Origin of the sequence: Aurantimonas marina (genome assembly GCF_017183135.1) — a bacterium.
In the GTDB taxonomy this organism is placed as follows: domain Bacteria; phylum Pseudomonadota; class Alphaproteobacteria; order Rhizobiales; family Rhizobiaceae; genus Aurantimonas; species Aurantimonas marina.
Genome location: NZ_JADDXW010000010.1, coordinates 56344 through 81333, shown reverse-complemented (window position 1 = coordinate 81333; position 24990 = coordinate 56344). Strand labels below are relative to the sequence as shown.

The 24990-nt window shown below is 66.5% G+C and carries 20 protein-coding genes; 14 read left to right on the top strand and 6 right to left on the bottom strand.

Annotated elements, in window-relative coordinates:
• Positions 1–219 precede the first annotated feature (219 nt).
• The 6 genes from ING15_RS12630 to modC all read left to right on the top strand — a co-directional run bounded on the left by ING15_RS12630 (position 220) and on the right by modC (position 5079).
• Positions 220–747: a redoxin domain-containing protein gene (locus tag ING15_RS12630; protein ID WP_206455181.1), complete on the top strand. Its 528-nt coding sequence runs from the start codon at positions 220–222 to the stop codon at positions 745–747.
• A 125-nt stretch (positions 748–872) separates the two neighbouring features.
• A complete protein-coding gene (locus ING15_RS12625; protein WP_206455180.1) occupies positions 873–1370 on the top strand; it encodes a cupin domain-containing protein in 498 nt (165 codons plus the stop codon).
• Positions 1371–1480: 110 nt separating this feature from the next.
• Positions 1481–2443: a ribokinase gene (locus ING15_RS12620; protein WP_206455179.1), complete on the top strand. Its 963-nt coding sequence runs from the start codon at positions 1481–1483 to the stop codon at positions 2441–2443.
• Positions 2444–2520: 77 nt separating this feature from the next.
• Positions 2521–3276 (top strand): molybdate ABC transporter substrate-binding protein, encoded by a 756-nt coding sequence (modA, locus tag ING15_RS12615; protein WP_232845737.1) that lies wholly within the window; start codon positions 2521–2523, stop codon positions 3274–3276.
• A 4-nt stretch (positions 3277–3280) separates the two neighbouring features.
• Positions 3281–3952 (top strand): molybdate ABC transporter permease subunit, encoded by a 672-nt coding sequence (gene modB / locus ING15_RS12610; protein WP_327623685.1) that lies wholly within the window; start codon positions 3281–3283, stop codon positions 3950–3952.
• Positions 3949–5079 carry a molybdenum ABC transporter ATP-binding protein gene (gene modC, locus ING15_RS12605; RefSeq protein ID WP_206455176.1) on the top strand — a complete coding sequence of 377 codons (1131 nt, stop codon included), beginning with the start codon at positions 3949–3951 and terminating at the stop codon, positions 5077–5079. Before modB ends, modC begins: the two co-directional genes overlap by 4 nt.
• Before the next feature lie 3 nt (positions 5080–5082).
• Here the strand turns inward: modC and ING15_RS12600 are convergent, their stop codons facing one another.
• Genes ING15_RS12600 through ING15_RS12590 form a run of 3 tightly spaced genes read right to left on the bottom strand, consistent with a single transcriptional unit; the run spans position 5083 to position 9421 of the window.
• Positions 5083–6795: a CRTAC1 family protein gene (locus tag ING15_RS12600; protein ID WP_332873819.1), complete on the bottom strand. Its 1713-nt coding sequence runs from the start codon at positions 6793–6795 to the stop codon at positions 5083–5085.
• A complete protein-coding gene (locus tag ING15_RS12595; RefSeq protein WP_206455175.1) occupies positions 6792–8201 on the bottom strand; it encodes a di-heme oxidoredictase family protein in 1410 nt (469 codons plus the stop codon). The genes ING15_RS12600 and ING15_RS12595 overlap by 4 nt, the downstream gene beginning before the upstream one ends.
• A complete protein-coding gene (locus ING15_RS12590) occupies positions 8201–9421 on the bottom strand; it encodes an ROK family protein (protein ID WP_206455174.1) in 1221 nt (406 codons plus the stop codon). Before ING15_RS12590 ends, ING15_RS12595 begins: the two co-directional genes overlap by 1 nt.
• A 229-nt stretch (positions 9422–9650) precedes the next feature.
• Between ING15_RS12590 and xylF the strand changes: the two genes are divergently transcribed.
• The 6 genes from xylF to ING15_RS12560 all read left to right on the top strand — a co-directional run bounded on the left by xylF (position 9651) and on the right by ING15_RS12560 (position 18095).
• Positions 9651–10652, top strand: a complete 1002-nt coding sequence (xylF, locus tag ING15_RS12585; protein WP_408628695.1) for a D-xylose ABC transporter substrate-binding protein — start codon at positions 9651–9653, stop codon at positions 10650–10652.
• 167 nt (positions 10653–10819) lie between these two features.
• The gene (locus ING15_RS12580; protein WP_206455172.1) at positions 10820–12133 is read left to right on the top strand and encodes a sugar ABC transporter permease; all 1314 of its coding nucleotides are present in this window, start codon (positions 10820–10822) and stop codon (positions 12131–12133) included.
• Between the two features lie 8 nt (positions 12134–12141).
• Positions 12142–12966: an ATP-binding cassette domain-containing protein gene (locus tag ING15_RS12575; RefSeq protein ID WP_408628694.1), complete on the top strand. Its 825-nt coding sequence runs from the start codon at positions 12142–12144 to the stop codon at positions 12964–12966.
• A gap of 143 nt (positions 12967–13109) precedes the next feature.
• Complete coding sequence (locus ING15_RS12570) at positions 13110–14510, top strand: M20/M25/M40 family metallo-hydrolase (protein WP_206455251.1); 1401 nt, start codon at positions 13110–13112, stop codon at positions 14508–14510.
• 349 nt (positions 14511–14859) lie between these two features.
• The gene (locus ING15_RS12565) at positions 14860–15693 is read left to right on the top strand and encodes a MipA/OmpV family protein (RefSeq protein ID WP_206455170.1); all 834 of its coding nucleotides are present in this window, start codon (positions 14860–14862) and stop codon (positions 15691–15693) included.
• 146 nt (positions 15694–15839) lie between these two features.
• Positions 15840–18095: a transglycosylase domain-containing protein gene (locus ING15_RS12560; protein WP_206455169.1), complete on the top strand. Its 2256-nt coding sequence runs from the start codon at positions 15840–15842 to the stop codon at positions 18093–18095.
• Between the two features lie 66 nt (positions 18096–18161).
• Here ING15_RS12560 and ING15_RS12555 read toward each other — a convergent pair whose 3' ends face one another.
• Positions 18162–18404 carry a hypothetical protein gene (locus ING15_RS12555; RefSeq protein ID WP_206455168.1) on the bottom strand — a complete coding sequence of 81 codons (243 nt, stop codon included), beginning with the start codon at positions 18402–18404 and terminating at the stop codon, positions 18162–18164.
• A gap of 949 nt (positions 18405–19353) precedes the next feature.
• Between ING15_RS12555 and ING15_RS12550 the strand changes: the two genes are divergently transcribed.
• On the top strand, positions 19354–20202 hold the full coding sequence (locus ING15_RS12550) for a universal stress protein (protein ID WP_206455167.1): 849 nt from the start codon (positions 19354–19356) through the stop codon (positions 20200–20202).
• Positions 20203–20311: 109 nt separating this feature from the next.
• Here the strand turns inward: ING15_RS12550 and ING15_RS12545 are convergent, their stop codons facing one another.
• The gene (locus tag ING15_RS12545) at positions 20312–22831 is read right to left on the bottom strand and encodes an EAL domain-containing protein (protein WP_206455166.1); all 2520 of its coding nucleotides are present in this window, start codon (positions 22829–22831) and stop codon (positions 20312–20314) included.
• Positions 22832–23243: 412 nt separating this feature from the next.
• On the opposite strand from ING15_RS12545, the gene ING15_RS12540 reads away from it, so the two are divergent.
• Positions 23244–24071, top strand: a complete 828-nt coding sequence (locus tag ING15_RS12540) for a lytic murein transglycosylase (protein WP_206455165.1) — start codon at positions 23244–23246, stop codon at positions 24069–24071.
• Between the two features lie 87 nt (positions 24072–24158).
• Here ING15_RS12540 and ING15_RS12535 read toward each other — a convergent pair whose 3' ends face one another.
• Positions 24159–24890 carry a glutathione S-transferase gene (locus ING15_RS12535; protein WP_206455164.1) on the bottom strand — a complete coding sequence of 244 codons (732 nt, stop codon included), beginning with the start codon at positions 24888–24890 and terminating at the stop codon, positions 24159–24161.
• Between the last annotated feature and the right edge of the window lie 100 nt (positions 24891–24990).

Genomic DNA, 24990 nt, shown 5'->3' with positions numbered 1-24990 from the left:
CGGGGGCGGGATTTGTAACGGCCGAGGCGGAAAAATTATGCGCCGCCCCCTTTTGCGGGGTGGACGGCCGCTTGCGATGCCGCAGTCGAACCTTGCGAGGGCGGAGCGTCGTGGGGCTTGATCCGGACCGCACGAAAAAGTGACGCGCAACCCCAGCGCTTCGTCGGCATTCCTGGGGACGACGAACCCAAGATTCATCTGAAACAGAAGGACGTTCTCATGCGACACTCGACCCCTATTCCAGGCGACAAGGCTCCGAAGCTGGCTGTGGAGGTTCTCGGCGGCCCCGCCCTCGATCTGGCCGCCACGACGCCCGAGAAGATGTCCGTGATCTTCTTCTATCGCGGCGTCCATTGCCCGATCTGCAAGACGCAGCTGGAAGAACTGAACGACAGGCGCGCCGAGTTCGAGGCAATGGGCGTCTCGGTCCATGCCGTGTCGATGGATTCGAAGCAGCGGGCCGAGCGCCAGAAGCAGGAGTGGACGATCGGCGATCTGCCGATCGGCTATGGCTTCAGCGAGGAAAGCGCCCGCGAATGGGGGCTGTTCATTTCCGGCCAGGAGAAGGATTCCGAGCCGGCACGTTTCGCCGAGCCCGGTATCGCGATGATCTACCCGGATGGCACGATCTATGCCCTGCATTTCCAGAGCATCCCCTTTGCCCGGCCGACGCTGGAGGGTTTGAAGAAGGGGCTCGGCTTCATCCTCGAAAACGACTATCCGATCCGCGGCAAGCTCGCCGCCTGAGCGGCGAAGGCCGCCGGCGAAATCGGTCGGCTTGCAGCGAAGAGGACCCCGGGGCGAGGCTTTTGCCCCGGGGGTTTTCCAGATAGCGTCCCGTTCGGCCGAGCAACCACGCCGACGAGGGCAGCATGAGCGACAGTCCCCCAACCCCGAGCCCGTCCCGCTGGAAGCATGACGGGGTCCGCGTCATCAAGGGCGATCAGCTCGATTCCAACACGGCCCAGACGCCCGGCATGTTTCGCCAGGCGGCGATCAATCACGCCCGCGTCGGGGCGCAGAAGATCTGGGCCGGTACGGTCACCATCGAGCCCGACGCCAAGACCGGCGTCCATCATCACGGCGCGCTGGAAAGCGTCATCTTCGTGTTGCGCGGCAAGGCCCGGATGCGCTGGGGCGAGCGGCTGGAATTCGTGGCCGAGGCCGAAGCCGGCGACTTCATCTTCGTGCCGCCCTACGTGCCGCATCAGGAGATCAATGCCGATCCCGAAAATCCGCTCGAATGCGTGCTCGTGCGCTCCGACAACGAGGCGGTGGTCGTCAATATCACCGACGTCGAACCGGTCGAGCGGCCGGAGGAGGTCTATTGGGTCGATCCGATCCACCGGCATCCCGGCGACGGGGCCTGAGCCCGGCATGACGCGGTGGATTTTCCGGTGCGGCTGGAGCCGGTCGCCGAAGCACCACGTGTCCGCTACCTGCGGCGTTTCCCCGAACGATGCGAGCGAAGGAACAGGCTATGGCCGATAAAGCTGACCGGGCGGCGCAAGCCGCGTCCGTCGTCGTCTTCGGCTCGCTGAACGTCGATCTGGTCTGCCGGGTCGCGGCGATCGCGCGTCCGGGCGAGACCGTGCTTGCCCCGGATTACGAACAGTTGTTCGGCGGCAAGGGCGCCAACCAGGCAGTCGCCGCCGCGCGCGTTCTGGGCGGGGCCGACCGTGTCGCGATGGTCGGCGCGGTCGGAGACGACGAACTGGGCAGGGCGGTCACCGGCAATCTGGCCAATGAGGGCATCGACATCAGCGGCCTGCAGACGGCGCCGGCGCGAACCGGCTGCGCCTTCATCAGCATCGACAGCGGCGGCGAGAATGCCATCACGGTGGCGAGCGGCGCCAATGCCCGTCTCGACGCCGCGGCGCTGCCTGACGGTCTGCTTGGCCCGTCCAGCGTGCTCGTGCTGCAAATGGAAACGCCGCTCGCCGCCAGCCTCGCGGCGGCGGAGCGAGCCAGAGCCATAAGGGGGTGCGTGGTGGTCAATCTGGCCCCGGTGCCGGCCCAACTCGATGCCGACGATCTGGCGCGGCTGCTGCCGCTGGCCGACTATCTCATCGTCAACGAGAGCGAACTTGCCGCCGCCGCCGGACTGTCTGGAATCGGCGGGGACGAGCCCGGCGCGCTGGCGATGGCTCTCGCCGCCCGCTTCGGGCTTGTGGTTATCGCGACGCTGGGAGCCAAGGGCGCGCTGGTCGCCGGCGGCGAGGGCGTTCATGCGATTTCGGCGCTGGCGGTGGAGCCGGTCGATACCACCGGCGCCGGCGACACCTTCGTCGGGGTCTTCGCGGCCGGCCTTTGCAACAAGCTGGCGGCGGGGCAGGCGGCCGAACAGGCCGTCGTGGCGGCATCGTTCGCCTGTCGCCGCGTCGGTGCCCAATCGGCGATGCCGACGGCGACCGAGATCGAACAGGCGCTCGCCGCTCGCTGAGGGCGTGGGCGCTCTGGCGGGCCGCGGTTCGGGCGTTTATGGTCCGCTCACCCTCATGCCCAAGCAAAGGATGTCGCTTGCGTCGCTGGAACCGCTCTTTGGCCGTCGCCGGTCTTTTCGTCGCGCTGTGCGTGCCGTCCTTCGCCCATGCCGCGACGGTGCGGGTCGCGGTGGCGGCGAACTTCACCGAAGCGGCCAAGGCGATCGCCGCCGCCTTCGCGGCGAAGACCGGCGACACGGCCGAACTCAGCTTCGGTTCGACCGGCACGCTCTACACGCAGATTTCCCAGAACGCGCCGTTCGCGGTGTTTCTGGCCGCCGACGTGGAGCGCCCGAAAAAGGCGGTGGCGGAGAAGCTCGCCGTTCCGGGTACGGTCTTCACCTACGCCATCGGCAAGATCGTCCTCTACAGCGCCGATCCGGACCGGATCACCGGCGCCGAGACGCTGAAGGCCGGGAATTTCGACAGGATCGCCATCGCCAATCCTCTGACCGCTCCCTATGGCGCCGCCGCCGTCGCGGCGATGCGGGCACTCGGCGTCTACGACGCGCTGGAGCCGAAACTCGTCCGTGGCACAAATATCGCGCAGACATTCCAGTTCGTTCAGACCGGCAATGCCGAACTCGGCTTCGTCGCGCTGGCGCAGGTCGCCGGCAACGAGAGCGGTTCGCTCTTCGAGGTGCCGGCCGATCTCTACCCGCCGATCCGGCAGGATGCGGTGCTGCTGGAAAATGGCCGGGACAGTAAAACCGCGAAGGCGTTTGTCGCTTTCCTGAATGGGCCGGAAGCGGCTGCGATCATTCGCCGGTTCGGCTACGATACGGGCGATTGACGCAGTGTTCGAAGGCGGTGAAATCCTCAGCGCGGTCGTCCTGACCCTTGAACTCGCGACCGCGACGACGCTGATCCTGTTGCTGATCGGCACGCCGCTCGCCTGGTGGCTGGCGCGATCCCGGGCGCGGTGGAAGGAGATCGTCGGCACGCTCGTGGCGCTGCCGTTGGTGCTGCCGCCGACCGTCCTCGGCTTCTATCTTCTGATCGCGCTCGGGCCGGACGGTCTCGGTGGTCTTCTCGGCGTGAGAACGCTCGCCTTCAGCTTCGAGGGGCTGGTGATCGGCTCGGTCGTCTATTCCATGCCCTTCGTCGTGCAGCCGATCCGCAACGCCTTCGAGGCGATCGGCGAGCGACCGCTGGAGGTCGCGGCGACGCTGCGCGCCGCGCCGCTCGACCGGTTCCTGACAGTGGCGTTGCCGTTGGCACGGCCGGGTTTCCTTACCGGCGCGGTGCTCGGCTTCGCCCACACCGTCGGCGAGTTCGGCGTCGTGTTGATGATCGGCGGCAGTATTCCGGGAGAGACCAAGGTGCTGTCGGTCGCGATCTATGACTACGTCGAGACCCTGCGCTGGACCGAGGCGCATATCCTCGCCGGCGGCATGCTGGTGTTTTCCTTCCTCGTCATCCTGACCATGACGCTGATCGGCCGGCGGATGGGGCAGCCGCAGCCGTGACGACCCATGATGGCTCCAAAGCGGACACGGCCCGCATCGACATCGCGCTGGCGGGCCGGCTGGGGCGGTTCGCGCTCGACGTCGCCTTCGATCTGCCGGCCTCCGGCGTCACCGCCCTGTTCGGCCCGTCCGGCTCGGGCAAGACCTCGGTGCTCCGGGCCGTTGCCGGGCTCACCCGGCTTACGGGCCGTGTCGTGGTCGGCTCCGAGACTTGGCAGGATGCACGGACCTTTCGCCCGCCGCACCGGCGCGAGATCGGCTACGTCTTCCAGGAAGCGAGCCTGTTTGCCCATCTGACGGTCGCCAGAAACCTCGTCTATGGGGCGCGGCGCAGCGTCGGCGGCCTCGATGAAGGGCAGTTTTCCGAGATCGTCGGCCTGCTCGGCCTGCGTCCGCTGCTCGACCGCTCACCGACGACGCTGTCCGGCGGCGAACGCCAGCGCGTCGCGCTCGGCCGCGCGATCCTGTCGCGGCCACGCCTGTTGTTGATGGACGAGCCGCTGGCGGCTCTCGACCGCATGGCGAAGGACGAGATCCTGCCGTATTTCGAGGCGCTGCACGACCGGCTGCGGATCCCGATCCTCTATATCAGCCACGACATTGCGGAGGTCGAACGTCTCGCCGACCGGATCGTGGTGCTCGAAGCCGGCCGGGTCCGCGCCAGCGGCCCGCTCAACATGGCGCTGACCGACGCCGGTCTCGGCTTCGTGCGCGATCCGCACGCGGCCTCGGTGCTGCCGGCGCGCGTAGTGGCGTTTGACGCGGCGGACGCGCTGGCCGAACTCGATCTCGGCGGCCAACGGGTCTTCGTCGACGGCTGCGGGCCCGACGACATCGGCGGGCTGCGGCGCCTGCGCATCGAGGCCAGCGACGTCAGCCTGTCGCGGGAAATCCCGACCCTTTCGACCATCCTCAACACGCTCGCCGTGCGGATCGTCGCGGTCGAACCGACCGCCGCAGCCGCCAGCCTGGCCTTCGTGCTCGCCCTCGACGGGGCGCCGGAGCTGAGTTTCGTCGCCAAGGTGACGCGGCGCTCGGCGGCGCGGCTGGGCCTCGCCGTCGGCGACCGGCTCTTTGCCCAGATCAAGTCGGTGTCGCTGGCCACCGCCCCGCCGCTCGGCGGGTGAGGGCTACTCCCGGCGGGCGGCAGCGGTCGCATGGCGCGGCGGCGCCGGACGGTCGGCGTCGGGATACCAGTAGCGGGCGTCCGCCGCGCCGCGGTCGATCAGCACGAAATTGTTGGCGAAGACCCGGTAGGGATGGCTCCATTCGCCGTCCGGCCATTGCACCCGCACTTCGGCGCGCTCGGCGGTGCCGAGGCCGACATGGACGAAGCCGGACGTGCCTGAGGCATGGCCGCCGCCGACCTGAATCGTGCGGTTGATGGTTTTCGTTCCGACGCGGATCGCGAGCTTCGCGCCGAGCGCTGCCCGGTTGGCGTCCTTCTGGCCGAGCGCGATCTGGAGGAAATTGCCCGGCGGGCGTTGGCCGAAATCGGCCTTGGCGCCGAGATTGCGGAACAGGCTCACGGGATCGCCGCGATTGATCACCAGAAGATCCAGCGCGCCGTCGAGGTTGAAATCGCTGAGCAGCGCCCCACGCCCCTTGGTCGGCAGGGCGAGGCCCGCCTCGCTGCCGCGCTCGGTGAAGCGGCCGTCGAAGCCGCCCATCAGGAGATTGTCCGGGTCATAGGCGGCGAAATCCGGCATCGCCTCGACATTGCCCTTGGCGATGACGAGATCGAGCGCGGTGTCGTTGTTGAAATCGGCAAAGCCCGCGTGCCAGCCGGTCGACGGCTTGCCCGCGTCGTCCTTGTAGGGCCGGTGGGCGGTCGCGCCGCGCTCATAGGCCTCGTCGCGATAGGTCGGTGCGTCCTCGAATTCGCGGTCGAGGAATTGCAGCTTGGTGTCGCCCATCGAGGTCAGGGCGTATTCCGGGGTGCCGTCGCCGTCGATGTCGCCCTCGGCGATGCCCATGCCCCAGATGGTCAAATGTTGCCAGCCGTCGGCCCTGCGATAGGGGCGTGGCGCCCGGCCGGGCTCGACGCGCCACAGCTGCTCCTCGCCGCCGCGATAATACTGCCGGTCGTTGGTGATCCTGAGCGCCGGCTGGCCCGAGCGGTTCCAGTCGGTGAACAGCATCGACAGGGCGCAATAGCCGGGCGTCAACGCCGTTGGCTCCGAATAGTCCGGTGCTTCGCCCTCCCTGGGACGCGTGAGGACGTTGTCGGCGCAGGTGCCCCAGGGGGAGCCCGGCGCTGAGCGGTCGACATAGTTGCCGAAGGCGAGGGTCGGAAACCGCGCGCCCGGCTCGACGATCGCCGAGAACGCCGTCGTCCAGGCGCGGCCGCCATCGAACTTCCAGTCGAAATTCGCCTTGTCGAAGCGGCAGTCGGGGCCGCCCTTCAAGAGGATGTTGCCGCCGACCCGCAAGAGCACGAGATCCTCGCGGCCGTCCTGGTCGATGTCGAGCGGATAGGCGCCGGTGACGTTGGCGAGATCCTTCGGGTTGAGATTCTGGGCGACCGTTTCGAAGGCGAGCGCGCCCCCGGCCTTCGACCGGTTGACGTAGAACGCGCCTTCGCCCTTGCCGCCGGCGAGGAAGAGGTCGGGAAAGCGGTCGCCATTGCAGTCGAAGGCCGCGCCGCCGCCGCCAACGAAGAACTCCCACGGCCCGCCATAGACATGGTCGATGCCGGCCGCCTTCGCCTCTTCCTGAAACACCGGCGTATCGCCGGCGAAGGACGGCGTCGGATTTTCCTGGGCACGGGCGGAGACGGCGGCGAGCAGCCCGGCGAGACCGATTGCAAGGCCCCGTCCCCTGTGAGCGAGGCGGCGGCTCACGGTTCGATCCTCAGCGTCTTCAGCCAGGCGATCAGCGCCGAGCGCTCGGCCTCGGGCAGGTCGCGATAGGCTTTGGCGCTGCCGCTCGCCGCGCCGCCATGGGCGCGGATCACCTCGTCCAGCGTCGTCATGTCGCCGCGATGCCCGTAGGGGGCCGTATCGGCGATCCCCCAAAGCTCGGCCGTCATGAACACGTCGCGTTCGACGAAGCGCTGGGCGAGCGTCTCGTTGCCGAGCGCCGCGGTTCTGGTGTCCGCGATGCGGTGGCGTTTGAGATCGCCGAACAGCGGCACCAGAATCTCTCCCTTGTCGTTGCGGGGCAGCGTCTTGGCCCAATCGAACAGCGCGAGGTCGTAGACCGCCGGGGTTGCCACATCGCCTTGGCGCAGGGTGCCGGCCATATCCACCGGGCCGGGGTCGGCGAAGGCGAGGCTCTGCAGCGGTAGTGACGGGCGGTGGCAGCTTTCGCAGCCGAGATCGGCGAAGCGCTGACGCCCGGTGGCGGCGGCCTCGCGCCACGCCGGATCGTCCGGTGCGGTCTCGCGCGGCGGCGGCAGGCTCGCCTGAAAGGCGACCAGTGCCGAAACCTCGCCCGTGCCGATTTCGTCGGCGACGCCGTCGCCGTCGAAATCCGCCGTCCCGGTCCAGCGGGCGCCCCAGCGCTCGTCCGGCTGCATGCCATGATGATGGTTGAGCGCGTTGACGGTGAACTGGCGGAGCGACGTCATCACGCCTTTCTGGGTAAAAGGTCGCACGACGAGGTCGGCGTCGACGCCGTCGAGTCCCGCGAGGTCGACTGAGCCATCGGGAAGCGCCGTGATCCGGCCGAAGGCAACGCCCTTCGAGGCGAGGTCCATGCGCACCGGCTCGCCCGAGGCGCGCGCCTGTTGCAGCGCCTCCGCCCGCGTGGCGACGAGGTCGGCGGTCATCTCACGGGCGAGTAGCTCGACGAGGCCCGCGCCGAACAGATGATTGGTGCCGCGTTCGTTGGAAAATTGCGGATCGAGCGTGTCGAAATCGGCGCTTTCGAAGCCTTCGGAGACAAAGACATTGGTGACGAATCCACCGGCGCCGCCGGTGACGGGTTCGTTGTGGCAGGAGGCGCAGGCGTTGGCGTCCGGCCCGGCTAGCCGCTGGAATGCCTGCTCGGCGGGTCGGCGGGAGGCTGTCGGGACGATCGCCTGGGTGGCGTTCGGCCGGCCGGCGCCATCGAGGATGGTGAACCGCGCTTCGAACAGCGCGCGGCCTTGCTGCGCCAGTTCGCGCAGGGCTTCGGCGGAGAGGGAGCCGGTCAGGCTCGCCGGGTCGATCCGCTGCTTGATGGCGTTTTCACTCCAGGCGGGCTCTTGCGCCGCGGCCGGGAGCGCCAGGGCGAGGCCGAGCGTCGCGAGGGTGACGGGCTTCATCAGGCGGCCTCCCTCGTTTCGACGTTGCCGGCTCGGGCGAATTCATCGTCGCACGCCGCCAGCCCCTTGGCGGTGGCGGCTCCGAAGATCAGTTCGTCCACGTTGTCGGCCAGGGTGAAGGGCATGTCGGCGCCGACCCCGTCGATGGCGCTGTCGCGAATGCCGGCGCGGATCACCGGCTCCAGCAAGTCCATCGCGTGGGCGCCGGAGCCGGTGAAGACGACCGGCAAGGGATCGACCAGCGTGAACATGCGCCCGAGACCGTAACCGATCGCGGTGCCGGCCTCGGCGAAGGCACGCGCCGCGGCGGGCTCGCCCGATCGGGCCTTGGCGGCGAGATCGTGCATATCGGCATCGCTGACCCGGCCCGCCGAGATTTCGTCCGTGCGACCATTCGCCCGCCGCCAGATCGCGTAGTCGCCGGCATAGGCCTCGATACAGCCGCGATTGCCGCAGCGACAGAGGGCGCCGCCGGGAATGTGGTTGATATGGCCGAATTCGACCGCCGAGGAGCGTTGACCCCGAAAGGTCGTGCCGCCGAGCCGCAGCCCCATGCCGACGCCGACGCCGATGAACAGCGTGGCGAAATCGCGATGGGCGAAATCCGGTTTCCAGCGGAACGCCTCGGGCATCAGCGAACAATCGTTGAAGACGCCGACGGGCACCCCGGTCAGGGCAGTGAGTGGGCCGGCAATGTCGAGGTCGCGGGCTTTCAAGGCGGGCGACCAGAGTATGCGCCGGGCGTTGCTGTCGGTTTTTCCCTGGACGGCGACGATGAGGTTTCGCGGCATCGTGTTTCCCGCCAATCCGAGCATTGCTTCGCCGAGCAGCATGGCCAATAGCCGCACGATATCGTCCTCGCCGAAACCGGAGATGTCGCACTCCCGTTGGGCTTCTCCGAGCAGGTCGCCGCGATAGTTGCAAACGCGGACGGCCACCTCGCCGACGGCGATTTTCGCAACCGCGACGCTGGCGGCCGAGCCGTCGAGTGCAAGGCTCCGACCCGGGCGGCCGCGCCGCGCCGCGCGCTCATCCTCGTCGACTTCGACGATCAGCCCGGCCCGCAGCAGCGCCGTTGCAATGGCGGAGGCGGCCGAGACCGACAGGCCGGTGGCCGCGCTCATCGCCTTGCGTGTCGAGACCGGGGTCCGTCGCAGATGGTCGAGGACGGCGCGGCGATTGTGCGCGCGCACGTCGTCCGCATCGGTTTTCGCGAGCATATTCCTGCCTGTCCTCCCAGCCGCGCCTCCGCTCTCCTAGTGGGATCGCGCGGTTCCTCGACTGGCACGTTGACACGGATGAGATTTGCTGTCACGATTTTTTACGAGGCTTGGAAAAAGTCTCGACCGGTCGGGAGAACGGTCCGGTCGGTCTGATCGTGGGGCGCCAATGCGCCGGGAGGATTTCATGAAAATTCTGAAGCTCGCGCTAGCTGGCGCGGTGTTCTCGATGGCTGCCGTGGGCGGGGTTTCCGCCCAGGAAGGCAAGACCGTCGGCGTGTCCTGGTCGAACTTCCAGGAAGAGCGCTGGAAGACCGACGAGGCGGCGATCAAGGCAGCGCTGGAAGCGGCCGGCGCCAGCTACATCTCGGCTGACGCCCAGTCGTCGGCTTCCAAACAGCTTACCGACGTGGAATCGCTGATTTCGCAGGGCGCCGATGCCCTGATCATCCTCGCGCAGGATTCCGACGCCATCGGCCCCGCTGTCGAAAGCGCCGTCAACAACGGCATTCCGGTGGTCGGCTATGACCGCCTGATCGAAAATCAGGACGCCTTCTACATTACCTTCGACAACAAGGAGGTCGGCCGTATCCAGGCCCGCGAGGTGCAGAAGGTGCAGCCGGAAGGCAATTACGCCTTCATCAAGGGCTCCTCGGCCGATCCGAACGCCGACTTCCTGTTCTCCGGCCAGATGGAAGTGCTCCAGGAAGCCATCGACTCCGGCAAGATCAAGAATGTCGGGGAGGCTTATACCGACGCCTGGCTGCCGGCCAACGCCCAGCAGAACATGGAACAGATCCTGACCGCCAATAACAACGAGGTCGACGCGGTCGTCGCCTCCAATGACGGCACCGCCGGCGGCGCCATCGCGGCGCTCGAGGCGCAAGGTCTGGCCGGCTCGGTTCCGGTCTCCGGCCAGGACGCCGACCATGCCGCATTGAATCGAATCGCCCGCGGCACCCAGACCGTCTCGGTCTGGAAGGACTCCCGCGAACTCGGCAAGCGGGCGGCGGAAATCGCACTCGACCTCGCCGGGGGCACGGCCATGAACGAGGTCGCGGACGTGGAAGCGTTCAGCGGCGGACCGAAGGGGGTCGAGATGCAGTCGATCTTCCTCAAGCCGGTCGCGATCACCAAGGATAATCTCGACACGATCATCGACGCCGGCTGGGTGTCGAAGGACGTCGTCTGCCAGGGTGTCGAAGCGGGCTCCACTCCGGCCTGCGGCTAAAACGCGACATGGTCGCCGTCCGCGAGGGCGGCGGCCACCGATCGTGAAGGCGCGCGGCGAGGCCGCCGGCGGCTTTCTATCCAGCGCAATTCGTTGCACAGTTTGGCGGAGCCGAGCACTCGACGTGCCCTGACGGGTCGATGAGCTGCTAGGCGAGGGAGGCGGCCATGAGTCAAGCGGCATCGGGGACGACAGCCGGAGCGGCGGCAACGCCGGGCGGCGGCGGCCTCAAGGGCTTTATCCGCGCCACCGAGGTGGACACGCGCATGCTCGGCATGGTCGGCGCGCTGCTGGTCATCTGGCTGGTCTTCCACGTCCTGTCCGGCGGCATCTTCCTGACCCCCCGCAACTTGTGGAATCTCACGGTCCAGACCTCGTCGATCGCGGTGATGGCGACCGGCATGGTGCTGGTCATCGTCACCCGCAACATCGACCTGTCGGTGGGCTCCATCCTGGGCTTTACCGGCATGGCGATGGCGGCGCTGCAGGCCCAGATCCTGCCAGGTCTCCTCGGTTTCGACAGCCCCTTCGTCTGGTTCATCACGCTTCTCGGCGGCGTTCTCGTCGGCGTCGCGATCGGTGGCCTGCAAGGCTACGTCATCGCCTATCTCGGTGTCCCCGCCTTCATCGTCACGCTCGGCGGCCTTCTGGTCTGGCGCGGCGGCGCCTGGTGGCTGACCTCCGGCCGAACGGTCGCGCCGCTCGACGATACCTTCCGGCTGATGGGCGGCGGCGCCACCGGCTCGCTCGGCGAGACATGGACCTGGGTGCTGGCGCTCGTCGCCTGCGTCGCGGTCGCCCTCTCGCTCGTCGTCGCGCGGCGCCGACGCCTCAGCTTCGGCTTCCCGCTCCGGCCGATCTGGGCGGAGGCGACGATCGGCGCGATTGCCTTCGTGGCGATCCTCGGCGCCGCCGCCATCGTCAATGCCTATAAATGGCCGTCGGCGATCGCCCGGCGTTACGCCACAGCCAACGGCATCGAGATCCCCGAGGGCGGCCTGCAGATCGGCTACGGCGTCGCCGTGCCGGTGTTGCTCGCCATCGTCGTCGGCATCGTCATGACCTTCGTCGCCCGCCGCACCCGCTTCGGCCGGTACGTCTTCGCCATCGGCGGCAATCCGGAGGCGGCGGAACTCGCCGGCATCAACACCCGCTGGGTACTGATGAAAGTGTTCATGCTGATGGGCGCGCTCGCGGCTCTCGGCGCGGCGATCTCCACCGCTCGCCTCAACGCCGCCACCAACGCCCTCGGCACGCTCGACGAACTCTATGTCATCGCCGCCGCGGTGATCGGCGGCACCTCGCTCGCCGGCGGCGCCGGCACGATCATCGGCGCGATGCTCGGCGCCCTCGTCATGCAGTCGCTGCAATCGGGCATGGTGCTTCTGGGTGTCGATTCGCCGCTGCAGTCGATCGTCGTCGGCATCGTCCTCGTCATCGCCGTCTGGATCGACACCACCTACCGCAGGAGGGCCGCATGAGCACGACGATGGAGGCCATCACCGATCACGGCCCCGGCCACCCCGGCGCCGTCGACCGCAGCGGGCCGGCGCTGATCGACATGCGCGACGTCTCGATCGCCTTCGGCGGCATTCACGCGGTCGAAGGCGCCTCGGTCGACCTTTATCCCGGCGAGGTGGTGGCGCTGCTAGGCCACAACGGCGCCGGCAAGTCGACCCTGATCAAGATCCTCTCCGGCGCCTACAAGCGCGATGCCGGGACGATCCATGTGCGCGGCGAGGAGGCGGCGATCTCCAACCCGCGCGACGCCAAGGCCTACGGCATCGAGACGATCTACCAGACGCTGGCGCTGGCCGACAATGTCGACGCGGCCGCCAACCTCTTCCTCGGCCGCGAGATCCTGACGGCTTGGGGCACGCTCGACGACGCGGCGATGGAGGCCGAGGCCCGCAAGGTGATGGGCCGGCTGAACCCGAATTTCCGCCGCTTCAAGGAACCGGTGAAGGCGCTGTCCGGCGGCCAGCGCCAGTCGGTCGCGATCGCCAGGGCGATCCTGTTCAACGCCAAGATCCTGATCATGGACGAGCCGACCGCCGCGCTCGGGCCGCAGGAGACCGCGCAGGTCGGCGAACTGATCAAGGAGTTGAAGAAGGACGGCATCGGCATCTTCCTGATCAGCCACGACATCCACGACGTCTTCGATCTCGCCGACCGGGTGATCGTCATGAAGAACGGCCAGATTGTCGGCGGCGCCAAGACCGGCGACGTCACCAAGGACGAGGTGCTCGGCATGATCATCCTCGGCAAGTGCCCGCCCGGCGCGACGCCTGGCCCCGGCGCGATGGTGGAGTGACAGAGGCACGGCGTTCGTCTGAGGCCTTGATCCCGACCGTCCCGCTCCCGTAACGATAGCGTCCTGACGACCGCGTCCGGCGACCGGCTGTGACCCGAGAGGGGTAGCGGCCGTTTTCGTTCGGCGCTTTCTCCAACGACGGGATATCCATGGCCAATCTCGACAGCGTGCTCGCCTGCCTCGACCTCAATCTCGACCGGGCGCTCGGCCGGCTCACCGAGCTTTTGAAAATCCCGTCGATCTCCACCGATCCGGCCTATGCGGCCGATTGCCGGCGCGCGGCCGAGTATCTGGCCGGCGATCTCGACGCGATCGGCTTCGACGCCTCGGTGCGCGATACCGACGGACATCCGATGGTCGTCGCCCATCACGATGGGCCTTCCGGCGCGCCGCATGTGTTGTTCTACGGCCATTACGACGTGCAGCCGGTCGATCCGTTGGCATTGTGGGAGAGCGAGCCCTTCGAGCCGACGGTCCGGGAAATGCCCGACGGCACGAAGCGGATCGTGGCGCGCGGGGCGGCCGACGACAAGGGCCAGTTGATGACCTTCATCGAGGCCTGCCGGGCCTATAAGGCCGAGACCGGCGGACTGCCCTGCAAGGTGACGATCTTCCTAGAGGGCGAGGAGGAGTCCGGCTCGCCCTCGCTGCAACCCTTTCTCGACACCAACCGGGCGGAGTTGTCGGCCGACGTCGCGCTCGTCTGCGATACCAATATGTGGGACCGCCAGACTCCAGCGATTTCGACCGGCCTGCGCGGCCTCGTCGGCGAGGAGGTGACGATCAACGCGGCGAGCCGGGATCTGCATTCGGGCTATTTCGGCGGCGCCGCGCAGAACCCGATCCGCGTGCTGGCGAAGATCCTTGCCGAGATCCACGATGAAAACGGCCGGGTGACGATCCCCGGTTTTTATGACGGCGTCGACGAATTGCCGGATGACGTTCGCGCGATCTGGGACGGTCTGAACTTCTCGGAGGCCGACTTCCTCGGTCAGGTCGGCCTGTCGGTGCCGGCCGGCGAAAAGGGCCGCTCGGTGCTGGAGCAGGTCTGGGCGCGGCCGACCGCCGAATTCAACGGCATTTCCGGGGGCTACACCGGCGAGGGCTTCAAGACCGTGATCGCGGCGGAGGCCTTCGCGAAAGTCTCGTTCCGTCTGGTCTTCCGCCAGGATCCGGCCAGGATCCGCGCCGCCTTCCGCGAGTTCGTCACCTCCCGTCTTCCGGCCGACTGCACGGCGGAATTTGCGCCGCATGGCGGCTCGCCGGCGATCCAGCTGCCGTTCGATTCGCCCTGGCTCGAAAAGGCGCGGGGTGCACTGTCGGACGAATGGCCGAACCCGGCGGTGATGATCTCCATGGGCGGCTCGATCCCGGTGGTCGGCGAGTTCAAGGACCGGCTCGGCATGGAATCGCTCCTGATCGGCTTTGGCTGCGGCGACGACCGCATCCATTCGCCGAACGAGAAGTACGAGATGACCTCCTTCCACAAGGGCCAGCGTTCCTGGGCGCGGGTGCTTGCGGCGCTCGGCGGGGCGGCGGGTTAACGAGTCGTTAACGGATCGCGCGTAATTTTAGTGATCACGGGGATACCGCACTCGCGGAGCGCATGCGCTTCGAATGACGAGCGGGGGACCAGCGAAGGGCGCGGCGCCGAGGGGGCTGCCGCGCCCTTTTCGTTGACAGGGCACGGATTGCCGCTCCCAGCAAAGATGCGACTGCGCGACAAACCGCCGCTGTGGTCGCCGCGCAACGGCGGGAACGGAAATAGCGCCGGAAGCCGAAAACCGCGTCGGACGGCATTGTCGATCGCCGGATATCCGGTATGAAAGAAAGGCATAACGTGCCCGGTGCCACCACGGCAAAATGAGGCGCGAATGGCTGGAGTATCAGGACATGATCGTGCGTACCGGCGCCCTGGCGATTGCCCTCGTTTTCGGCTCGAGCCTCGCCGCCACGGCCGCCGACCACGTCGCCGGCCCCTACGATCCCAACCCGGCGCCAATTGCCCCGGCCGCCTATGATTACGGCGACGCGGATTTCGTCTTCGAGCTCGGCATTTCCGGTTTCGTCTCGCCGGAATACGAGGGCTCGGAGCACTACGAAATCACCCCGGTGCCGATCGTCAGCGTCGAATATCTGAGCATTCCCGGCATCGGCGCCTTCGGCGGCAAGGACGGTCGCGGCTTCTCGATCGGCCCCTCCTTCGGCTACACCAGCGAGCGCAAAGCCTCGGACTTTCCCGCCCTCACCGGCCTGAACAATGTCGACGCGACCTATGAGGTCGGCCTCAAGGCCAGCTATGAATGGGAGAATGCCGAGATTTACGGCGCGGCGCGCTATGCCTTCGGTGGCGGCGAGGGTCTCGTCGGCGACATCGGCGCCAATGTGATCGCGCGGCCGAGCGAGCGCCTCATCCTCAAGGCCGGTCCGACCGCGAGTTTTGCCTCCAGCGACTATATGGACGCCTATTTCGGCGTCACCACCTCGGAGGCATTCGCCTCCGGCGGCCGCTTCACTACCTACGCGCCCAAAGGCGGCTTCAAGAGCGTCGGCGTCGCTGCCTCGGCCCGCTACGAGGTCGTTACCGGCTGGTTCCTCAACGCCGACGCCTCCTATGAGCGCCTCGTCGGCGACGCCAAGGATTCGCCGATCGTCAAGGCCGGCGACGAGGACCAGTACACGTTCGGCCTCGGCATCTCGCGCCGCTTCTCGCTCGACCTGTTCTAGGCGCGCACGCCGCAAGGCGGCGGCTCGAATTGCTTAACGCCCCGTTAAATCGCCGCAATTAGACTGCATTCCCGCGAGCAAGGGGATGATTGAGGGTGGGCCGTCGCCGTGGCGGCATGATCTTCGCCGAAGGGGCTTTGGGCTGAATGGCACGACGGCACGAGCGCATCGAACCGACCTTCGACGGGCCGGAGGTGGACGACTTCCACGTCAGCGCCGACGACCGGGCCGTTCCGACGGCTTCCAACGACGCCCGCCGTAAACTTCGCAACAAGGCCGCACCCACTAAAACCCGTTCGGCCAAGCCGGCTTCTACCGCGCGGCGGTCGAAAGGCGGCGGCTCCAGCGGATCGGGAGGCGGACGACGCCGACGCGGCTTCCTTGGCCACGTCTTCCGGCTGTTCCTGATGCTCGGCCTCGTCGGCGGCCTGGCCGTCGCCGCGGTGGTCGGCTATTTCGCCGTCAAGCTGCCGCAGGAAGCCTGGGCGATCCCCGATCGCCCCCCCAACGTCAAGATCGTGTCGGTCGCCGGCGAACTGATGGCCAATCGCGGCCTGACCGGCGGCAAGGCGGTCTCGCTCGATGAAGTGAGCCCCTACATCCCGCAGGCGGTAATCGCCATCGAGGATCGGCGCTTCTACGAACATTGGGGCATCGATCCGGTCGGCATCGTCCGTGCTTTCAGCGAGAACATGGCGGCGGGCGAGACGGTGCAGGGTGGCTCGACGCTGACTCAGCAGCTCGCCAAGAACATCTTTCTGAATCCGGAACAGACCATCCAGCGCAAGATCCAAGAGGCGATCCTGGCGCTGTGGCTGGAGACCAAATTCACCAAGGACCAGATCCTCGAAATGTATCTCAACCGGGTCTATTTCGGCTCGGGCGCGACCGGCGTCGAGGCGGCGGCGCGGCGCTATTTCAACAAATCCGCGGCCGAGGTGGATCTGGGCGAGGCGGCGCTTCTGGCCGGGCTGCTGAAGGCGCCTTCGCGTCTGTCGCCCGCCCGTGATCCGGCGGCGGCCAAGGCCCGCGCCGAAGTTGTGCTGGCCGCGATGCGCGACTCCGGGTTCATCGGCGAAGCCGAATACGCCGACGCCAAGGCGCAGAAGCCGACCACCGCCAAGAGCTACTGGACCGGCGCCGAGCACTATGCCGCCGACCTCGTCATGCGCGACATCCGCGATCTCATCGGTGACGTGGCAGAGGATGTCATTGCCGAGACGACGATCGATCTCGGCCTCGAGAAGACCGCCGAGAAGGTCATCCGGCAGACCGTTGACGGCGCCAAGCAGAATGTCTCGCAAGGCGCGCTGGTCGCCATCGACGGCACTGGCGCGATCCGCGCCATGGTCGGTGGGCGCGACTACGCCCAGAGCCAGTTCAATCGTGCTGTCGACGCCAAACGGCAGCCGGGCTCCTCGTTCAAGCCCTTCGTCTACGAAACGGCGCTCGAAAACGGCTGGCGTCCCGAGACGGTGATCGACGACGCGCCGGTCCAGATCGGCAATTGGACACCCCAGAACTACGACAATCGCTATCGGGGTCCGGTCACCGTCGCCGATGCGCTCCGCCAATCGCTGAACACGGTCGCGGCGCGGTTGGTGGATAATGTCGGCGCTCCGGCGGTGATCGAGACCGCCCAGCGGATGGGCATCAAGTCACCGATGGTCGACAATGCATCGATCGCGCTCGGAACCTCGGAAGTTTCGCTGCTGGAACTCACCGGCGCCTTCGCTCCCTTCGCCAATGGCGGCTACCGGGCAACGCCGCACTTGGTCAACCGCATCACGACCGAGAGCGGGAAGGTGCTGTGGGAGCGCGGCGCCGAGGTCCCGCCGATCATCGTTTCCGAGGACATCGTCGGCATGATGAACGCCATGCTCACCCGCGTCGTCACCGGCGGCACCGGCCGTAAGGCGGCGATCGAGGGGTGGCAGGCGGCCGGCAAGACCGGCACGACCCAGGACTACAAGGACGCATGGTTCCTCGGCTACACCGCCAATCTGACCACCGGCGTCTGGCTCGGCAACGACAATGGCGCCAAGATGCAGAAGGTCACCGGCGGCTCGTTGCCTGCGCAGGCCTGGCACGACTTCATGACCGCCGCCCATAAAGGCTTGCCGGCCGTACCGCTGCCCGGCGACTATCGGATCGGCGAGGCGGAGGCGCCGCTCACCGCCGATAGCGGTTACGGCGACGATCGCTATTACGATTCCGAGATGCCGGTCCGCGAGGATCAGTATTACAATCAGGCCGGTGCGCCCGTTCCGCCCGCTGCCGTTGGCGGCGAGGGCGTCGTGATTTCCGATGGCCCACCCCCGCCGGGTGTGACGGTGGAGGGACGGGTCGGGTCCGGGCGGGCGAGCGACCGTTCCATCTTCCGGCGCTTGTTCGGCGGCTGATCGCCTGATTGTCGAACGGTCGCGGGCGTTTTTCCCCCGTCCGCCCGCTTGCAGGCGGGAGCGTCGCTACTGGACGCCCAGCATCCGTTTCGCTTCGGCGAGTTTTTGCACCGATTGTGCGTGCGAGCCGGCCGCGTGCAGTCGCGCGCCCTCTTCACGAAGAGCGTTGACCTTGGCGCGGTCGGCATCGCTCAATTGCCTGGCCGCCATTGCCTGATCGATGGTTGCGATGTCGGCGGGACACTGGAAAGCGAAGGCCGGGCTGACAAAGCCCACTGCCGCCGCCGCCGCAAGAACGAGGAATTTCATTTCGAAGGACCTCCCTGTCGGAGGGGCCAGGCGCAACGCGACGAGCTGGCCCGGGCCCGTGCCGGACAATCCGGTGGGTCGAACATACGCGCTAGCCTGAGGACGGGCAATTCACGGTCTCACGATCTGAAGCGGGTGAACCGATCCGGCTCGCCATCGTCCATCGGATGGCGCAGCCGATTTCGGCCTCGTTCCAAGGCGACGGGGTTGCCGGCGGGTGGCGAGGGCGGGCGCGCCCACAGCGCCGCAGCCGTTGGGAGCGGACGCGCGAATCAAAATCATCGCTCGCCGTTTCTTGGGGCAGTTGACGGCGAGCGATGAGCTTTCGCGAGGCTGATGCCTCCCGAAGAACTATGCTATTCCAGCATTAAAACGTCCGTCCCGCATCCCTCAAACGGGGTAGACCCTCAAAATTTCGGACGCCCCGGCGATGCGGTCGCGGGCCCTGCGAACGGGTGCCGATCACAGGTCGCTCCAGGCTCCGTGGCGGTGCGATCACGACCGGCCGTCGCGAATCGGCGCAAAACGGCGAAAAATTCCCTTGACGCCGCGAGGTGCGGGCGTAGTCTTTTCCTTGCGTATCAGACGCCGGGAGGTCTCCATGGAACCACCTATGTACGATGCCGCGACAACCGCCGGGGCTGATGTTCGGGTCCCCGCGTAGCGGCTTCTCACTGACAGGTTTCCGGGAGTGGCTGATGAGCCGCTAAAGTCGTAGAAGGCTCTCCCTAGCCACTCCTGGATTTCGTATTGCCTGTATATTTCACATGCGGACAATGACACTCGGGACGGCGCCCGTGGTCTGCGGATTTCAAGCCTGCTCTCTAGCGCGCCGTGCGTCCATCGGGACGCACAAAGGATGCGCTAACACTTTGATTGAGCATCGGAGTTATCCAAAAACCGGATTCCGCTTTTTGGTCCGATGCTCCAGCGTTGAATGACAAGTGCCATGAGGAACATTCTCGTTCCGGTCAATTCGGATGGCCGGATGTGGCCGGTGCTGGGGACGGCGCGTCTCGTGGCCGACATGTTCGGTAGCTACATTGAGGGCATCGCGCTGCGCCCCGAAGTACCGGAGGTCGTTTCGGCGGAATTCATCGTCGCCTCGCCGCCGCTCGACCTCGATTCGCAACACGAACTCATGGACACGGCTCGTCGCGCCTTCGATGAGTTCATGAGCCAGGCCGGCGTGCCTTCCTATAGTGACGGTTCGACCGCTAGTGACGGTTCGACCGCACCCTCCTCCGGCTGGGCCGGCGGGCGACTGGCGACGGACATGCATATCGGCAGTTACGGTCGGCTGTTCGACCTGATCGTGCTGGGTCGCCCGAACGCGGCCGGCGAGCCGACGCGGGTCGCAACCGTCGAGGCGGCGCTCTTCGAAAGTGGCCGGCCGCTGCTGCTGGTGCCTCCGTCGGGAGCGAAGACGATCGGCAAGACCGTCGTGATCGCCTGGAATGGCAGCACGGAAACCGCCAGAACCGTAGCGCTGGCCATGCCGATCCTGCGAAAGGCGCAGCGCGTGATCGTTCTGACGGTGGAAGGTTGGGACGTCGACGGGCCGCCCGGCGAGAGCTTGGCGCGCAATCTGGCACGCTCGGGCATCCCAGCCGAAGCGACCACGCGCGCCGGCGAGGCCTCGCCCGGCCAAGCTGTGCTGGAGCACGTGCAGGCGCTGGGCGGCGATCTCCTGATCAAGGGCGCCTACACCCAAAGTCGCCTGCGACAGATGATATTCGGGGGCACGACGCGCCACATCATCGCCAAAGCCACGGTGCCGGTTCTGACCGCGCACTAGAGCATCAAACGACACTGAACGCGGTCGCGCGATGCTTGGATTCGCTCGTTGGTTATTCCACCGTACTGGTCCGCCCACCTTGCTCGCATCACAGCTCCAGGATGGGCCGTCAACTCGCTCTGCGAATATCCGCGTTCTGTTGTCGCGCCTGCAACAGCTCGTCGAGCGGCTGCGGCTGGTGGAAGAGAAATCCCTGACCATAGCCGATGCCGAGCGATCGCAGAATGGTGACGGATTCGGCATCCTCGATCCGCTCGGCGATGACATCGACGCCCAACTCGTGGGCGATCGTACCGATCGAGGCGACGACCGCTCGATCGAAGCGGCTTTTCGCCAAGTTTCGGACAAAGGCGCCGTCGATCTTGATGCTGTCGACCCGGAAGCGTTTGAGATAGGCGAAGGAACTCAAGCCCGCGCCGAAATCGTCGAGACTGATGCGGCAACCGGCCCTGCGGGCGTCGCGGACGAAACGTTCGGCCGCGGCGAAATTGTCGACCGCCGCCGTCTCGGTGATCTCGAAGACGAGACAGGCCGGCTCGACCTTGGTGCGTTCGATGACTGTCTTGACGAACGGCCAAAGCTCGGGGTCGCTCAGGGTATTGGCCGACAGATTGATGGCGACCGACAAGCCGTTCGCCCTCAGGCTGGCGGCATGGGTTTCAAGCGTATGCTCGATGATCCAGCGGTCGACAGAGCCCATCAGGCCAAATCGCTCCGCGGCCGGAATGAACTGCCCGGGCGGAATGATCGAGCCGTCCGCGGCCATCATTCGACAAAGGATCTCGATATGGTGGCCCGGTCGGGAAGGGGCGTCGAGATCGCGAACCTCCTGCCCGAAGACCACCAGGCGCCGCTCGGCCAGAGCGTCGGCCAAGCCAGATGCGACCTGGATCTGAGCCAGATTGCGTTGCGCGGCCCCGACGCCGGCCGAGTAGGCGGACACGCGGTTGCGCCCCGCGGATTTCGCGGCGTAGCAGGCGGCATCGGCGCGCGCGGTGGCGGTTTCGAGATCCAACCCCGGATCATCGATCGCCGCGATACCGATGCTGGCTCCGATCTCGTGGTGTTTGCCGCCCCAATGTAGCCGGCGGGTACGAATTTCGGCGAGCAGCCCCGAGGCGATCGTGGTCGCGTCGTCCATATCGGCGACCGGAACCACGGCGGCGAATTCGTCGCCGCCCAGACGTCCCACGACGGTCTCGCGCGGCAGAAATCCCGTCAGCGTGCGCGCGACCATCTTCAGCAATGCGTCGCCCGCCGCGTGGCCAACCGTATCGTTGATCATCTTGAAGCGATCGAGATCCAGATAGAGAAGTGCGCAGTCCCGACTGCCAATGGCGGCCTGCAAGTTTTCCTCAAACGCCCCTCTGTTCAAAAGACCGGTCAAGGGGTCGTGCCGCGCAGCGTAGGCGAGTTGGCGCTGCAGCGCACGGGCATTGGTGATGTCCTGGATCACCAGAACTGCGCCGATGACCTGGCCGTCTGGATCGATGATCGGCGAGGCAAGATCGCGGACCGCCCGCCGGTTGCCGTCGTCTCGCACAAAAATCGCATTTTCTTCGCGGTCGATAGTGCGGCGCGACAGGACAGCCCGGCGGGTCGAGGAGGCGAGCGGCGCCTCGGTCTCTTCGTCGATCAGGGGAAAGACATCGTCGATATTGGCTCCGACCAGCGTCGACTCGATTCTGAACAGCAGGCGCGCCGCGGCGGGATTGGCGAAGGTGATGCGGTTGCCGACATCGGTGCTGATGACCGCGTCGCCGATCGACTGAAGCGTGATGCGCAGACATTCCTTTTCGGCGGCGAGTGCCGCGGCGTTTTGCACCTGCTCGGTGATGTCCCAGACGCTGCCGACAAGCAGCGGCGGCGCGTCGCTATAGTGGACCCGCCGGGCGAGCGCCTGCAGATGCCGGATTTCGCCGTTCGGCTTGACGATCCGGTAGGAGGTCTTCATTGGCTCGCCGGTTTCGGCCGTGATCGCGATGGCACGCTCGGCCGCGGCGGCATCGTCCGGGTGAAGGTGCTCGTGCCAGGTCGAACGTGGCACCTCGGCGGGACCAGGGCCGATGCCATAGATGTCGCGTATGCGTTGATCCCAGACGAGGCGGCCGCTCTCGGTCTCGAACTGCCACAGGCCGACCTGGCCCGCATCGAGCGCCAGTTGAATACGCTCGTTGAGCAGCGCCAGCTGGCGCTCCACATTCTTTTGAGCGGTGATGTCGGTCTGCGCGCCGATCATGCGCGTCGGCCGGCCGCTCGAATCGCGTTCCACCACCTGCCCGCGGTCGAGAACCCAGATCCAGCGGCCGTCCTTGTGCCGCAATCGGAACTCGGTCTCGATCCGTACCGTTTCGCCAGCGACGTGACGATCGCCGCTGGTGATGGCCGATTGCCGGTCGGCCGGATGCACGAAAGCGAGCCACAAATCGGGATCATCGTCGAGCTCGTCGGCCGCGTAGCCCAGCATCCGCTTCCAACTGGGCGAGTAGTAGCATGTCCCCGCGACAAGGTCGGCATCCCAGACCCCGGAGTCGGCGCTTTCCAGTGCGAAGCGCCAGCGTTCCGCCTCCCTGCCGTCGGATAGCGCGCTGAGTGAATGGGATAGAGCGTTTGAGTCGGCATCGTTCATGCCGGCAATCTGCAAGATGGCCCGGCAAAAAATCGTTAAGGGCGAGGGGCCGATCCGGTGTGCCCGAGGATCGTTGCGGCCATTCCGCAGCCGGCGCCGGATTAGCGCTTCGGTGGTTCCCTCGCATAGCCACAGCCACGCGCTGCCGCGTGACCCGCACGGCCGTCGCAGGAACGTTCCGTTCGTCCGATGTGTTACGCCACAGGACGTTGTCGCTTCCCTGCACTACGCAAGGATAGCCGAATAGGATAAGAAAAGCTGAATGGTTTCGTTGCCTGGCGACGAAAGCGGCGGCAACCCGGTCAGCGTTACGCCTGTATTATCGGCGGATCGATGTCTGCCTGATCCTGTAACTTCGACACGCGGCCAGCCCAGGCGGTCGCTATCCATCTATCTGAACAAGGAAAACCCCATGAAGGCTCGACTGACATCCATCCGGGGGCTTGCGGCAACGGTGGCGCTGGCGCTTGGCGTGACCACCGCTCCCGCGCTCGCCGCCCAGTGCGGCAATGGTCCCGGCGGCTTCAACCAATGGAAGCAGCAGTTCGCCCAGGAGGCGCAGAGGGCAGGCATTTCGGGAGGCACGATCAATTCCGCGCTGATGCCGACGAAATACAGCAGCAAGGTGATCAGCCTTGACCGCAACCAGCATTCGATGAAGCTGTCGCTCGATGCCTTCATGCAGCGCCGGGCGCCGGCCTCCTTCGTCAAGAAGGGCAAGCGCATCATCCAGCAGAATGCCGGCCTGTTGAACTCGATCGAACAGCGCTATGGCGTTCAGAAGGAAGTCATCGTCGCGATCTGGGGCATGGAGACCGGCTTCGGCGCCAATTCCGGCAATATGAACATCTTCAACTCCTTGGCGACACTGGCTTATGACTGCCGCCGTTCGGCCTTCTTCACCGAAGAGTTGCTAGCGGCGCTGGCCATCGTCGATCGCGGCGACATGCGACCGGAGAAGATGCGCGGCGCCTGGGCCGGCGAGATCGGCCAGACCCAGTTTCTGGCCAAGAACTATCTGCGCTTCGCCGTCGATGGCGACGGCAACGGCCGGCGCGATCTGATCAATTCCAAGGCCGACGTCCTTGCCTCGACCGCCAACTTCCTACGTCAGCATGGCTGGCGGCCGGGCGCCGGATATCAGGAAGGCCAGCCGAATTTCTCGGTGTTGCGTGACTGGAACCGGGCCGGTGTCTATCAGAAGGCGCTGGCGCTGTTCGCCTCCAAGCTCGCCAACTGATGACGTAACAGGGCGGGGCGTTGCGCTCCGCCGTCCTTGCGTTCCGCGCCCCGGCTACGGCCGGGGCGTTGGCGTTTTGCGCTGCACTTACGCCCCGTCGAGCTCTGGATAGTGGCGGAAGATGCCGTCCTCGTTGAAGGCGATGCGCCGCTCGCTCGCCAGATACGCCGCAACCGCCGGATGCTCCGCGACACGCGCCGCCAGCGCTTCGGTTTTCGGATAGTCTCCCACGATATCCGCCATCCGCCTGGGAAACGCGTAAGCGACGCCGGCAAGCGTCTGGAACAGGCCGAGATCGGCATAGGATAGGTGCACGCCGACGAGATGGCCCGACCCGGCGGGGTTGGTGGCGAGAAGGCGCTCGTACCAACCGAGATATTTCGGCATGCGTTCGTCGCGGAAACGGGCCGCACGCCGCTTCGCCTCGTTCTTCTGGTCCTCGTAATAGTCCCCCACGCCGATCGGATGGTGGGTATCGTGCGCCTCGCTGACGAAATCGGCGGTGGACAGCGCGATCGAGCGGGCAAACAGGCGATCCGCTTCACTTTTCGGCGCCAGACCGTGACGCTCGCCGAGGACGGCGCAGATCTCGGCGGTCTGTGAGATCAACAGATCTCCGTCCACGAGGAAGGGCGGCGCGAATGGGAAGCGATGGCCCCGACCTCCGGCCATGAACGCCATCATGGCGCCAATGCCGCCGCCCTCGCTGTCGGGCAGCCGCGCCAGGTCGCGATAGGGCACTTCAGCCGTTTCCAGGACGAGGCGGACATATTCGCCGCGCCCCGGAATCGTTGGCCAGTAGTAAAGATCGTAGGCCATGGCGGCGCGTTCCTTCAACGTGGGGGCGCGGCCGGGCCAACGGACGACCGGCTACAGCCACTGGTTGTTCGAGGGTCGTTGCCCGACCAACGAAATAGTC